The organism is Microcoleus sp. S13C4 (assembly GCF_036700865.1).
Taxonomy (GTDB): Bacteria; Cyanobacteriota; Cyanobacteriia; order Cyanobacteriales; family Microcoleaceae; genus Microcoleus.
The window spans coordinates 1-14,442 of record NZ_JAUBPS010000021.1 but is presented as its reverse complement, the minus strand read 5'-3'; the positions used below and the strand labels follow the sequence as shown (position 1 = coordinate 14,442).

Below are 14,442 nucleotides of genomic sequence, written 5' to 3'. Positions count from 1 at the left end.
GATCCGCCAGTCATTGATTTTGCTGAATTTGGCTTTTTACCCAATTCCGAAATGCTTTCACTAATTCCAAATAGTCCATTGTTTCTGCTTGTTCCAAAAATCTAACAATCTCTAATATCGGTAAGCTGGGAAAGGCTAAGCTGATCTCGCCCTCAACGTATTCTCCATTTTCTAATCTGTTGATTCCGAGTCGCAGTCCATTATAAATCCAAACTTCCGGCACTCCCAGATCCGCATAAACCTGCAAGGTATTTTCCGAACGGCTGGTAATATCAATTTCCACCACTAAATCCGGCGGCGGATCTTGAGTCAGGTCGATTCTTTTTTTGCCTTTAACTGCACTAATATTCTGGATGTAAAAACATTCATCCGGTTCTGCACCGCTAAGTTCAGGACGCTTGAAAGTTGTGGAACCAAGGGGTTCAATTCTCACATCTAATTCTTCCGCTAAGGTTTCAACAAATCGACCCATTATTGTTTTGAAGCGTTCGTGTTCTGGAGAAGGTACCATAATTTCAAGATTGCCGCGATTATATGTCAGTCGAATTTGCCGATCGCCGATTTCGGCAAGCAAAGTTTCGTAGGTTTGCCAACTGATACCCGATAGCTGGACAATTTGTTCGGGCGGGGCGAGAGTTTGAGCAGACATAGGGCTACTTTGGTGAAGAGTTCGAGCGCACTTTTACATTATATCGGAAAAAGCTCGATCGCTCTTTAATTACTGAGTTAAAATATGTGCTATCGAGCCAGATTTTTTACTCACCAATCTGCGCGGGAAATACCGAAGACAAATCCAGAGACAACTCGGAAAAACCCGGAATTACTACCGTCTGATTTGGCAAAACAACTCGTTGCAATTGATAACTATAACTCCCGTTTTGTTTCTGATAAGGTTCGCTGTGCATTTCCAGTTGATTATCAACCAAATTAAATATCCAATAATTAGAAATCCCAGTCTCAGCATAGAGAGACAACTTGGTTGTGCGATCGTACTTCAACGTAGAATCGGAAACCTCAATTACCAACAAAAGATCAGCAGGCTGCGGGTGAGAAGATAAATAATTGTCCGAACGATGGCGAGCAATCACAACATCAGGCTCTGGTTCGCTATCATCCTTCAAAATAATGGGTTCTTGACCGCGCACGATCGCTCTTTTTCGCAGCAGCGGGTACAATTCTCCTAACAGTAGCGAATTACAAACAGAGTGAAACGTACTTTTAGTAGCCTTGAGGAGAATTTCTCCGCGAATCAATTCAACTTGGTCATCGGGGGCGAAAAATCCCAGTTCTCCCAAACGGTGATATTCGGCGATCGAGAATCGTTTTGCAGTTACGGCAGTCATAGCTTTTCTTACCCTCTACAATTACCAACATTTCCAATTAATTTTACTCAAAAATCCCGCCCCGTGCCATCAATTCAACCTTCAGGGCTTCCGAAATTCCCAGACAACAAAAAAACTTCGCATTGTCAACCACCGTATTTGTCAAATCAGCGCGGCTCAAATCAGCACCATTTAAATTCGCACCACTCAAATTAACACCGCTCAAATCAGCATTTTTAAAATCAGTATTTGTCAAATTTGCATTTACTAAAATAGCATTCGGTAAATAAGCACTGCTCAAATTTGCGCCAGTTAAATTTGCACCGCTCAAATTCGCCCGGGGCAGCTTTGTCCGCAAATCAGCACCGCTTAAATTGGCGCTGCTGAGTTCAGCATCCCGCAAATTAGCATTGCACAAATTAGCATCAATTAAAATAGCAGCGCTCAGCAAAGCACCGCTGAGATCGGCCAAAGTCAAATCTGCGCCTCGGAGGTTGGTTTCGCGCAAATCCGCACCGTTAAAATCAGTGTAGTGCAAGTCAAAACCGCTTAAGTTAGCCCCAGCAAAATCCTCAACTAGATTCAAACCCACTGTTTCTGTAAGTTGTAGAAAACTCTTATTTTTATCAGTTAAAAACAGTTGCCGGACGATCGCCAATTGCTCCTGTCGGTACTGGTTAGCCTTCTCGTAATCGGCTAAATACTTGTAAGCAAGCTTCAAATTCTTGAGAGCATTGCGCTCAATGCGATCGTCCTTGCTCGCGCGCGCGATCGACAACTGCTCGTGATAGCATTCGATCGCACCAGGCAAATCTCCCTTAGCATCGTAAGCTAGCGCCAAATTGCCCAAAGTTTCCAACTCAGAGCGCCCGTCGCCAGTGTCTCGCGCGATCGCCAAACGCTGCTGCTGGTAATCAATAGCACCAGAAAAATCCTCCAGAGCACAACAAGCATTGCCCAGATTTCCCAAAGCATTTGCCTCGCCGCGACGATCGCCAATTTCCCGCGCTAACACCAAATGCTGCTGGTAGCACTCGATCGCCTGAGCATAATTTCCCAGCGCTTCGTAAGCTACGCCCATATTACCCAGCGCCGCACCCGATCGCCGCTGATCGTCCATTGAGCGATACAGCGCCAGCGCTTCCTGCCAAGAACCCAGCGCCGCCTCAAATTGGCGCGCCTGATATTGCGAAATCCCCTGCTTGATTAGCTCGCTAGCTTGTTCGCTCATAATGTCAAAATTAGTTAATAACTAAAGCTGATATTAATCGACTCAAAGCGGTAATTGCTAATCGCTAATCAGTAATCGGGAATCAGTATCGCCAATTCCCCTCTCCCATCCGTATTTTCACGTCCGTGCAAAAAAAAAGACAAAAAAAAGAGAGAGCTACCTAAGTAACTCTCTCTGCCATCAGGGTGCATCTACATAACACAATATAACACGTTTGGGATGAGGGGTGTCACCCCCAAACGTGAAGATGTTGTAAAGAAATGTAGATTAATTATAAAGTTACGATCCTGCGAGAAGGGCGAGCTCGGGAAAAACCGATCGCCCGCCGTTGTATCCGCTACACGACCCCCTTAACGATTGCTTAGCCTGGGCCGTTAAGCTTCGTCGCCAGCAGCTCATTGGTCAATTTGGGATCGGCTCGGCCGCCCGTTTCCTTCATCACCTTGCCGACAAAAAAGCCCAGCAGCTTAGTTTTACCGCCTCGGTACTGTTCGAGCTCCTTGGGATTGGCTGCCAACACGGCATCGATCGCTTGATCGATCGCCCCAGTATCCGAAATTTGAATCAAACCCTTGCTCTCAACGAACTTCTGAGGCGAACCACCGTTTGCCAACAACTCCGGCAAAATATCCTTAGCGATTTTGCCACTGATCGTGCCGCCATCAATTAGCCCCAGCAGTTCGGCTAAATCCTGCGGTTGGAAAGGAATTTCTGCGATCGCCAGTTTTTCATTTTTCAGATAAGCAGTAATATCGCCCATCACCCAATTCGCAGCTTGTTTAGCCACAGCACCAGCGGCGATCGATTTTTCAAAATACTCCGCCACCGCTTTGTCGTCAGTCAGCACCCGCGCGTCATAGGGAGAAAGACCGAGCTCAGTTTCGTAGCGATTGCGCTTTTGCGCTGGCAATTCCGGCAGTTGAGCTTGCCAATCCTGCAATTGCTCGGCCGAAACTTTGATCGGAGGCAAATCCGGTTCCGGGAAATATCGATAATCGCTTGCACCTTCCTTAACCCGCATACTGAAAGTACACTGCTTGTTTTCATCCCAAAGCCGCGTTTCTTGGATGATGGTTTCGCCATTTTCCACAGCTTGAATTTGCCGCTCGATCTCATAATCGATCGCCCGTTCGATCGCATTAAAAGAGTTCATATTTTTAATTTCCACCTTCGTGCCGAACTCTTCTCTGCCAACGGGGCGCACCGAAATATTCACGTCGCACCGGAGCGAACCTTCCTGCATATTCCCGTCGCCAACACCGATGTAGCGCACGATCCGGCGCAATTCTTGACCGTATTCAGCAGCTTCCGCGCCCGATCGCAAATCCGGTTCCGAAACAATTTCGATTAGAGGCACACCGGCACGGTTGTAATCCACCATTGAATAAGTAGAACCGCTGAGCCGATCGCTACCGCCGTGAACCAATTTTCCGGCATCTTCCTCCATGTGCAAGCGAGTGATCCCGATTTTTTTTCTAGTAGAATTTCCCGTCTCATCCACCAGTTCAATTTCTAGCCAACCGTTAGTAGCTATCGGCAAATCGAACTGAGAAATTTGATAATTTTTCGGCAAATCGGGATAGAAATATTGCTTACGGTCAAACTTACTGTAAGGTGCGATTTCGCAGTTGAGAGCCAGCCCTGCTTTCACCGCATACTCCAGCACTTTTTGATTTAATACTGGCAATACTCCAGGCATTCCCATACAAATTGGGTCAATATTAGTATTTGGGGCATTGCCAAATTCTGTAGAAGAACTGGAGAAAATTTTAGTATTCGTACTCAATTGACAATGAGTTTCGAGACCAATAATGGCTTCGTACTGAGTTTGGTTTTTTATCGAAGAGGGTACAGCAGCAGTCATAAGCAATTTAAAAGACTGAATAACTTTAGATTTTATTTTAGCTTTTTATTGACCAAACTGATTGGAGATTATTTGTAGCTAGCGGCGGTTTGATTGGTGTCAGCAAGCCCCTCAAACCCGCAGTCGGGCAGGTTTAAACCCCTGCCGGACTTTGAGAAAGCGTGTTTAGTTGAGACAAATGGGGATCTCCATACGCAACACCCTGCTACAGATTGGCGATCGACCCAAGCCCGCAGCCACGCAGATCTCCTTGCGATCGCCCCCAAACAACAACTCTGTGCAAAAATATACTGAGCGCCTGCTCCTGCCCACACCCTTCCCTTACCCAGGAGAGTTTTAGATCGAGCCACCACAATTGCCGATCGATCTGCACCCCAAATCCTTTGACTGGCAGTATTTAATAACGCCCGCCGCGTCGAACGATCGGCTCCGCGCACAAACTAAAAATTAAAAATGTATAATTTAACAGGAAATTACATATTTTTAATTTATAAGCTTTTCTTTTGAATGCTAAAAGTAACACTTGCCTCAGTGTCAAAACTATGCCTGAAATTCCAGTTGAAAATGCCACACTGTTTCAGAACAGCATCACTGAGCTAGAGCAGGCGGAATTAGCCCTCGAACTCGCTTGGAACGAACTCGAAAAACAAACGGCAGAAACCATTGCTCACATTGCTAACCTCGGCTCAGCAAACACACAGGAAATTAGCGATCGCTTGGCCGGGGCGAAGCAACTTCGCCAGCAACTTCAAACTAAAATAAAACAAACCCACTCGCGCCTGGAATTTCACCTAAAAAACTCGCCAATGGCAGTTATAGAGTGGGACAGCGAATTTCGGGTAGTGCGGTGGTCGCCCATGGCAGAACAAATATTTGGCTGGACTGCAGCAGAAGTAATCGGCAAATACTGGCACCAATTGTCAATAGTTTATCAAGAAGACTTCGAGCAAGTGTGCGCCCTCACAAATGAACTGTTACACAGCAGAGAACCGCGCCACGTTTCTCGCAACCGCAACTATACCAAAGATGGCTCGGTAATTTACTGCGAATGGTACAATTCTGCACTAATCGACGAATCAGGAAAAGTAGTTTCAATTCTCTCTTTTGGCAGAGACTTAACCGATTGCCACCGCACTCAAGAAGCACTGCAACTACGCGAACAAGCTTTCAGCACTCTAGCCGAAAATGCCACCGATATCATCGCCAGGTTTGATCGAGAATTCCGCCACCTTTACATCAACCACGCAGTAGAATCAGCAACCGGAAAACCCCCCGCAGAATTGATTGGCAAGAGCAACAGAGAATCAGGAATGCCACCACATTTGTGCAACCTGTGGGACGAGACTTTTCTGAAAGTTTTTGACACAGGCAAACAAGAAACCATAGAATTTGAATTTCCAACTTCCGAGGGCATAAAACATTACCACTGTCGAGTCATTCCCGAATTTGCTGAAGACAATTCAGTAGAAACAGTTTTATCCATCGCCCGCGACATTACAGAACTAAAACAAGTCGAATTTCAGTTGCGACAAAGCGAATTTAAATTTAGAGCAATTGTTGATTCTAGCATGATTGGCCTAATTTTTTGGGACATTAACGGCCCCATTATAGATGCCAACGCGGCTTTTTTAAACACGGTCAACTATACGCGGGAAGATCTGCTTTCAGGCAGAATTAACTGGCAAGAAATGACACCGCCCGAATACGTGCCTTTAGACATAGAAAAAGTTGCCGAACTGAGGGCTAGAAATACGGTTGTTCCCTTTGAAAAAGAATTTATCCGCTCCGATGGGAGCCGTGTTCCGGTGCTGCTGGGCAGCACATTTTTAGAACGAACGCAGCAGTTAGGCGTCAGTTTTGTGCTTGACTTAAGCGAACGGAAACAGGCTGAATGGGAACTGCAAAAACATCAGCAACTTTTAGAGAGCATTGTTACAACAATACCCAATTTTCTCTACATTTACGATGCAGTACAAAACCAAAATATTTATGCAAATCAATCTGTCACAGCCATACTCGGCTACACTGCCAAAGAATGGCAAGATTTGGGTATAGATGCTGTAGCTAACTTCGTTCATCCCGAGGATAGGCTAAAGCTAATTACAGGTATGGAGCGGTTAAAACACAGCAGAAATCCCTCTGAAACCGATGAGAGAGACTACAGAATCCAACACAAAAATGGGGAGTGGCGCTGGGTGCACGAGCGCTCTACCATCTTCAAAAGAACCCCAGACGGACAAATTTTACAATTTATCGGTTCCGTACTCGACATCAGCGATCGCAAACAAGCCGAAGAATCATTAAAACAGCAAAAAGAACTGCTGCAAACTATCTTCGACAACGTGCCGATTATGCTCGCATTCTTCGACCAAAACGGTCAAATAAACTGGGTAAACCGCCACTGGGAACAAGTGCTAGGCTGGAGTTTGGCAGAAATCAAAGACCGCGATATTTTGGCGGAAGTTTATCCGCAGCCAGAATATCGTCAATACGTTTTGGATGAAATCCAAGCAGCAACTCAGAACTGGAGCGATTTCAAAACAAAAGTTAGACAGGGGCGAATTATCGACACTTCTTGGGCAAATGTTCACCTTTCCGACGGCAGTTGTATCGGTATTGGTCAAGATATCACCGAACGCAAACGAGTAGAAGCTGAACTCAAAGAACTCAACGAAACTTTAGAAGCTCAAGTCGCCCAGCGTACCGCAGAGTTAGAGACTTTTTTTGATGCTTTGCCGGACTACATTTATGTGGTAGAACGGGACAAGATGCGCCTGTCTTTTGTCAACCAATCTGTTGCCAAAACTGCTGGCTTAAATAGCAAAAAAGAGATGCAGGGCAAAACAATTTTTGAATGTTTTTCCCCCGAAATAGCCGAACAATTTGGCAGGGAAAATTGGCAGGTATTTGAAACAGGCGAAACTCTGCACTTGCAGGATAAATTTGTGAAATCTGGCGACACTATTTACTACGATACTTTTAAAATTCCCCTGAGAAATCTCGACGGCGAGGTTTATGCTTTAATTGGCACTTCTCGCGATATCACTGAGTTGGTAGAGACAAAACAAGCTTTGTCAGAACGCACAGAGCAATTAGAAGCTGCAAATCAAGAATTAGAATCTTTTTCTTACTCAGTTTCCCACGACTTGCGCGCACCTTTGCGACACATTTCAGGTTTCGTAGAAGCGTTGAAGCAGCGGCTAGAATTAACTGAGGCTTTGAGCGATCGCAAAATAGTTCACTATATGGAAATAATTGAAGACAGCAGCCAAAAAATGAGCCTGTTGATTGACGGTTTGCTCGCCCTGTCGCGGGTGAGTCGCACCGAGTTGAGGCAAATTCCGATTGATCTGAGCCGTTTGGTACAAAATGCGATTAAATTGACTAAACCCCCAAGCGTCGCAGATGCGGCCCAAACTCCCCACAGCGTTGAATTTGCCGTCGGAGATTTGCCGACAATAATGGGAGATCCAACCTTGCTGCAACAGGTGTTCAGCAACTTGATTAGCAACGCTGTCAAGTTCAGCCGCGGACGCACTCCGGCTACAATAGTTATTGAGGGTTTACCTGATGGGACGATTTTTGTCAAGGATAACGGGGTGGGTTTTCCGATGGAATATGCCGATCGCCTGTTTGGAGCCTTTCAGAGGCTGCACTCCCAGAGAGAATTTGAAGGTACGGGGATCGGTTTGGCGATCGTCCAGCGGATTATTCACCGCCACGGCGGCACGGTTTGGGCCGAAAGCCTACCTAGTCAAGGAGCCACCTTTTACTTTAAACTAGGACAAACAATCTCAAACGGTAATATAGATTAGTAAGTTAAGTGTATAAGAGTTTTAAATTCAGAATTTAAAACTCTTATACACTTAAATAAGTCACAATCGGTGAGAGCATGAGAATTTTGGTTTGACCGGAGTGTTACCTGTGAGGGATGGAAGCGACAGATCTAGGCTGGGCTGTGAAAGATGCTCGTACTCCTAAAAAACGCTCTTTTAAAAATTGGGATGAGCCCCAATCGGTTCGGTCAGCCATCGACTGCCCCTGCTAAATAAAGGTCTTGTGAGTAGACTATATAATTGATTTGGGTAAAAATAAATAAAAATATCCACATAAAATTAACAACCAAATTCCGTCTAAAAAATTACTAGCACAAACACGAATAACCAATTAAAAACCTCCCCAATACCTTATGTTAGATATAAATCAGACCAACTATCTACTAAAAATGGTAGCGGAATCAACATTAAAATTGTTGATTATCGAAGACATGGCAGAAGATATGGAATTAATAGTGCTCGCCTTAGAAGCGGGGGGAGTAAAATTTAATTACGACACTGCCGAAACAGCAACAGAGTGCAGAAAAATGCTCGAAAATTGCCAGTACGATGCTGTACTCTCAGATTACCGCCTCCCCGGCTTCAACGGTTTAGAAGTGTTGAAATTAATGCAGGAATTGGGCCACGACATACCATTGATTTTAATAACCGGAAGTTTGGGAGAAGAAGCGGCAGTTGAGTGCATCAAAGCCGGAATGACTGATTACGTATTAAAAGGGCGGCTGTTTAGGTTGCCAACAGTCTTAGAACGATCGCTCCAAGAATACAAAATGCGGCGCCAGCAAGAAGAAGCCATCGCTCAAATTCAGCGGCAAGCTCAGCGAGAAGCGATCGTCAACCGCATCGTCCAAGCCATGCGCTTCACCCTTGTACTCGACGAAGTGCTGCAAACCACCGCAGATCAACTGCACGAAGCTCTTGAAATCAGCGCCTGCGCCATCTTGCAACCAGACACTGAAGGCGGCATCAGAATTCGCTACATCAGCAAAGCATCCGGCAGAGAACGGTTCGTCGGGCTAAATTGCAAAGTGGCCGAGCACTACCGATCCGGGCTCGTGGCTGGGGAAACCCTGATCATCGACGAGTTATCGATACTGTGCCCGTCGCTGCAAGAATCAGCAGGGTTGGTAGGGTTTCGCTCCGTCGCGATCGCCCCACTGCTCTACCAGCAGTCATTTTTGGGAGGAATTAGCCTCTATCAGTGCGATCGGGCGCGCTCTTGGAGCGTCGAAGAACTGTCGCTACTCAAAGCCATAGCCGATCAGTGCGCGATCGCGATCCACCAAGCCGAACTCTACCAACAAGCCCAAACCGAACTTGCAGAACGCAAGCGCGCCGAAGCAGCAGTCTGCGGCATCCAGCAACAGCTAGCCACAATGGCAGCCAACATTCCCGGCTCAGTCTACCGCACTGTGCTGCATCCAGATGGCACAATGTCCATGCCCTACATCAGTCCGGGCGTGCGCGAAGTTACTGGGTTCGGGGCCGAAGAAGTGATTTCGCACCCGGAACTCTTGACCGAAATCATCCATCCAGAGGACAAAAGCTCGTGTGACAGCAGGGTAGCAGCATCGAGAGCGAGTCTTTTGCCGTGCGATCGCCAGTACCGCATCGTTCTGAGATCTGGGGAGGTCAAGTGGGTGCAAGACAGCGCTAAATTTTCCAAAAACGAAAACGGCGACGTAATTATAGACGGAGTAGCCCTGGACATCAGTGATCGCAAACAAGCAGAATCAGCCCTGCGCCAAAGCGAACAGCGATTTCGCTCGCTGATTGAAAACGCCACAGACATCACCATCATTCTCGACGCCGCAGGAATCTTCCGCTACATCAGCCCTTCCGTCAAGCGAATTTTAGGATACGCGCCCCACCAGGCGATCGGCCGCAGCGCCTTAGAAATAATTCACCCCGACGACTGCGCCACGATCACCGAAACCCTCCACAAAGCCATTGAAAACCCCAAAAGAAGCCAGTGCCCAGTTGAGTACCGAGTCCGCCACCGCAACGGTTCCTGGTGTTATGTAGAAGCTGTAGCCACCAACTTGCTGTACGATCCCGCAGTCGAGGGAATCGTGATTAACTGTCACGACATCACTCAGCGCAAACTCGCCGAAGAACAACTGCTGCACGATGCTTTTCACGACGCCCTCACCGGATTGCCCAACCGATCGCTATTTACCGATCGGCTCGAACACGCTCTGAGGATGGCCAAACGGCGCAAAGACTACTTGTTTGCCGTGCTGTTTCTCGATTTAGATAGATTTAAAGTAGTCAACGATTCCCTCGGCCACGCCATCGGCGATCAATTGCTAGTATCGATCGCGCGGCGTCTGGAAGCTTGTCTGAGGGTTGGAGATACAGTGGCCCGCCTTGGAGGAGACGAGTTTGTGCTGTTGTTAGAAGACATCGAAGGCATCAATGAAGCTACCACCATTGTCAACCGCCTGCAAAAGAAAATCACCTCCCCTATCCTTCTAGACGGACACGAAGTATTTATCACCGCCAGCATCGGCATAGCTTTGAGTTCTGGCGAATACCTGGAACCGACAACCCTGCTGCGCGACGCCGACACAGCAATGTACCGCGCCAAAGAACTCGGCAGAGCCCGACACGAAGTTTTCAACAGTTCCATGCACGCCCACGCTTTGCGGCTGTTGCAGCTAGAAAACGACCTGCGGCGGGCGATCGAATCAATTAGAGAGCCGGCCAGAGAAGAAGACTTTCCCTCATCCCCCGCATCAACCTTACCTCCTTTATCCGCAGCGCCCCAGTTTATTATTCACTACCAGCCGATCGTGTCGATCGCCAATAACACAATTACCAGTTTTGAGGCTCTAGTGCGCTGGCAGCATCCCGAACGCGGCTTAGTTTCCCCCGGCGAATTCATCACCATCGCCGAAGAAACCGGCTTGATCGTACTCCTGGGCCGCTGGGTACTTCGCACAGCTTGCCACCAAATCCGCCAGTGGCAGCAGCTATTTCCCAGCAACCCCCCATTGAGCGTTAGCGTCAACATTTCTGTCAAACAGTTTTCTCAACCAGATTTAATCGAATACATCGACCAAGTTCTCGCAGAAACTCACCTCGACGGCAGCAGTTTAAAATTAGAAATTACCGAAAGCGTACTCATAGAAAATTCCGAATCAGTAACAGCAATGCTAGTGCAGCTCAGAACCCGAAACATACATTTGTGCATTGACGACTTCGGCACCGGCTATTCATCGCTTTCCTACCTGCACCGCTTCCCCACCAATACCTTAAAAATAGACCGCTCTTTTGTTAGCAGGATGGGAGGTGAGTTCGATTTCAGTAAAGGAGGCATTGACCCGACCGAAATTGTGCGGTCGATCGTTACTTTGTCCCACAATTTAGGCATGGATGTAGTAGCCGAAGGAGTCGAAGAATCCTCCCAACTATCTATACTCAAAGGGTTAAAATGTGAGTACGCCCAGGGATTCTTTTTCTCAAAGCCAGTAGACTCTCAAACAGCAGCAACCCTAATCCGACAGCAAGCAGAAAATCAGAATTTGCTGACATTTAGTTTGTTAGAGAAAGGCCATTAAAAAAACACGGCATTTTGTGAGTCCCGTTTCAGCATAAAATCTTAAAATATTTTAAAGCTGTGCCTAACTGGCGTCAGTTAATAACTACGGCATCCAAATCACTGTCAACGACCCAGGTCTCAAGACACGCTTGCTTCGGGCCTAAGACTTAAACCCGAGTTGACCAGAGGCGTACCTGCGTACTACGTTAACGGTAAGAGTTAAAGGCCTACCAGGGAAGGCTCTCGCTAGTTCCTTGCCAAGCGAAATTTAGGATTAAACAGACTTATTGGGTTAAATCAGTTTCCTAGATATAGTACCGGCCCTTAACGAAGGCGCAAGCTAACATTACCCCTCTCATAGAGGCTCATAAAAAAGCGAACATTATGCGATCGCCGATTGCAAGGTTGGATGTGGTAATTGTCCCACTGAAAGTACATTACAAAAGTACACTCCCATCTAGCAATGCCCGTGTAATGGAAAGATTCACGGCGGTTGAAACCGCCTAGCCGTTTCCCTCTCAGGTCTAAAGACACGCTCGTTTCCCACTTACCGAATTTTTTTATGACTATTGGCTACCTCGCACTCGTTCTCCACGCCCACTTGCCTTTTGTCCGCCACCCCGAAAGCGACTACGTTTTAGAAGAAGAATGGCTGTTTGAGGCGATCGCGGAAACCTACATTCCCCTGCTGCAAGTTTTTGAAGGGCTCAAGCGCGACGGCATCGACTTTAAAATTACCATGAGCATGACGCCGCCCTTGGTTGCCATGCTGCGCGACCCCTTGCTGCAAGACCGCTTCGACGACCACTTGGCTAAACTCGAAGAACTAGCGGATCTCGAAATCGAACACAACAGCGGCAACGGTCACCTCCGCTATTTAGCAGAACATTACGCCGCCCACTTCTCTCAAGTTCGCAACTTTTGGGAAAAGTACGATCGAGATTTAGTCAAAGCTTTCAAAGAACATCAAGATACCAACAACCTCGAAATCATCACCTGCGGCGCCACCCACGGCTACCTACCGCTGATGAAAATGTACCCCGAAGCAGTTTGGGCACAAATTCAAGTAGCTTGCGACAACTACGAAGCAAACTTCGGCCGCCGACCAAAAGGCATTTGGCTGCCCGAATGCGCCTACTATGAAGGGTTAGAGCGGATGTTAGCCGACGCCGGCCTCCGCTACTTTCTCACAGACGGTCACGGCATCCTCTACGCCCGCCCGCGTCCCCGCTACGGCAGCTACGCCCCGATTTTCACCGAATGCGGAGTCGCAGCCTTCGGCCGGGATCACGAATCCTCGCAGCAGGTTTGGTCTTCCGAAGTCGGCTATCCAGGCGCGGCCGAATACCGGGAATTCTACAAAGATTTGGGCTGGGAAGCTGACTACGATTACATTAAGCCCTACATCATGCCCAACGGCCAGCGGAAAAATACCGGGATTAAATATCACAAAATCACCGGTCGCGGATTGGGTTTAGGCGATAAACAGTTGTACGATCCTTACTGGGCAAGGGAAAAAGCAGCCGAACACGCCAGCAACTTTGCTTTCAACCGGGAACGCCAAGTCGAACACCTCAACGGCATTATGCAGCGTCCGCCGATTATTGTTTCACCTTACGACGCCGAACTTTTCGGTCACTGGTGGTACGAAGGGCCTTGGTTCTTAGATTACCTGTTCCGCAAGAGTTGGTACGACCAAAATACCTACGAGATGACGCACTTAGCCGATTATTTGCGGGGAAATCCGAATCAGCAAGTTTGCCGTCCTTCTCAGTCTAGCTGGGGTTTCCGGGGTTTCCACGAGTATTGGCTCAACGATACCAATGCTTGGATTTACCCGCACTTGCACAAAGCAGCGGAACGGATGATTGAGTTGGGAAGCATGGAACCTGCGGATGAGTTGCAGTGGCGCGCTTTGAACCAGGCGGCGCGGGAAGTGCTGCTAGCTCAATCTTCTGACTGGGCATTTATCATGCGTACAGGAACGATGGTGCCCTATGCAGTGCGGCGGACTCGATCGCACTTAATGCGGTTTCACAAGCTTTACGATGAAGTGAAAGAAGGGAAAGTTGATTCGGGTTGGTTGGAGAAGGTTGAGGAGATTGATAATATTTTCCCTGAAATCAACTATCGGGTTTATCGATCGCTTTAAGTCTCGTTTCCCCTTTCATCCTGTCCCCCCAGCCCTGCTTAAGGGAGGGACAGGATGTTAATTAAAATTAGGCGTTGCTGAATCAAGATATGATAAACTTATAATGCGATCGCGGACGCAGAGAATGATTGCTTTGATTTTGATACGGAATTTGAACATCTACAAATTTTAGATAGTGAATTAGTAATTGAATTGAATATCTTAGAAAGTTGCTGTCTAATTTACAATAACAAGACTTTTTCGTTTTATACGCGCTATCCGGGTGCCTTAATTTTATATTTTTACCCTCAACTGTTATCCTATAGCAATCCTTGCAGGAGTTATAAATTTTAGGATTGCTATATTTGTCAAATGTTTATAATATTAAGACCTGTAACCTATTAGTATTTCCAATCAATCAAGCGATTGTTGGGGTCCATTGGTGACAAGTTAAGGAAGAAAGAGGTTTGTCAAGGGGGAACTATCCTTGAGGGAAAAAATGTGTGAAACTCAG

The 14,442-nt window shown here is 47.1% G+C and carries 7 protein-coding genes; 3 read left to right on the top strand and 4 right to left on the bottom strand.

What is annotated here, in order from left to right; genetic code table 11:
* Positions 1-10: 10 nt before the first annotated feature.
* The 4 genes from QT996_RS11390 to gatB all read right to left on the bottom strand — a co-directional run bounded on the left by QT996_RS11390 (position 11) and on the right by gatB (position 4,417).
* Entirely contained in the window at positions 11-649 is a 639-nt protein-coding gene (locus QT996_RS11390; RefSeq protein ID WP_333046633.1) for a Uma2 family endonuclease, read from the bottom strand.
* Positions 650-755: 106 nt separating this feature from the next.
* Complete coding sequence (locus QT996_RS11385) at positions 756-1,343, bottom strand: Uma2 family endonuclease (protein WP_333046632.1); 588 nt, start codon at positions 1,341-1,343, stop codon at positions 756-758.
* Between the two features lie 43 nt (positions 1,344-1,386).
* Positions 1,387-2,553, bottom strand: a complete 1,167-nt coding sequence (locus QT996_RS11380) for a pentapeptide repeat-containing protein (protein ID WP_333046631.1) — start codon at positions 2,551-2,553, stop codon at positions 1,387-1,389.
* A 361-nt stretch (positions 2,554-2,914) separates the two neighbouring features.
* Positions 2,915-4,417, bottom strand: coding sequence for an Asp-tRNA(Asn)/Glu-tRNA(Gln) amidotransferase subunit GatB (gene gatB / locus QT996_RS11375; protein WP_333046630.1), 1,503 nt, complete (start codon positions 4,415-4,417; stop codon positions 2,915-2,917).
* Between the two features lie 542 nt (positions 4,418-4,959).
* Here gatB and QT996_RS11370 point away from each other — a divergent pair.
* The 3 genes from QT996_RS11370 (at position 4,960) to QT996_RS11360 (ending at position 13,949) form a co-directional block, all read left to right on the top strand.
* Entirely contained in the window at positions 4,960-8,232 is a 3,273-nt protein-coding gene (locus tag QT996_RS11370) for a PAS domain S-box protein (RefSeq protein ID WP_333046629.1), read from the top strand.
* A gap of 374 nt (positions 8,233-8,606) precedes the next feature.
* Positions 8,607-11,816: an EAL domain-containing protein gene (locus tag QT996_RS11365; RefSeq protein WP_333046628.1), complete on the top strand. Its 3,210-nt coding sequence runs from the start codon at positions 8,607-8,609 to the stop codon at positions 11,814-11,816.
* A 543-nt stretch (positions 11,817-12,359) separates the two neighbouring features.
* Positions 12,360-13,949: a glycoside hydrolase family 57 protein gene (locus QT996_RS11360; protein WP_333046626.1), complete on the top strand. Its 1,590-nt coding sequence runs from the start codon at positions 12,360-12,362 to the stop codon at positions 13,947-13,949.
* The last annotated feature ends 493 nt before the right edge of the window (positions 13,950-14,442 follow it).

Bases quoted from the DNA above. Each gene is read 5' to 3' on its own strand.
- QT996_RS11370 (WP_333046629.1), top strand. From the start codon at position 4,960: ATGCCTGAAATTCCAGTTGAAAATGCCACACTGTTTCAGAACAGCATC.
- QT996_RS11365 (WP_333046628.1), top strand. From the start codon at position 8,607: ATGTTAGATATAAATCAGACCAACTATCTACTAAAAATGGTAGCGGAA.
- gatB (WP_333046630.1), bottom strand. From the start codon at position 4,417: ATGACTGCTGCTGTACCCTCTTCGATAAAAAACCAAACTCAGTACGAA.
- QT996_RS11380 (WP_333046631.1), bottom strand. From the start codon at position 2,553: ATGAGCGAACAAGCTAGCGAGCTAATCAAGCAGGGGATTTCGCAATAT.
- QT996_RS11390 (WP_333046633.1), bottom strand. From the start codon at position 649: ATGTCTGCTCAAACTCTCGCCCCGCCCGAACAAATTGTCCAGCTATCG.
- QT996_RS11385 (WP_333046632.1), bottom strand. From the start codon at position 1,343: ATGACTGCCGTAACTGCAAAACGATTCTCGATCGCCGAATATCACCGT.
- QT996_RS11360 (WP_333046626.1), top strand. From the start codon at position 12,360: ATGACTATTGGCTACCTCGCACTCGTTCTCCACGCCCACTTGCCTTTT.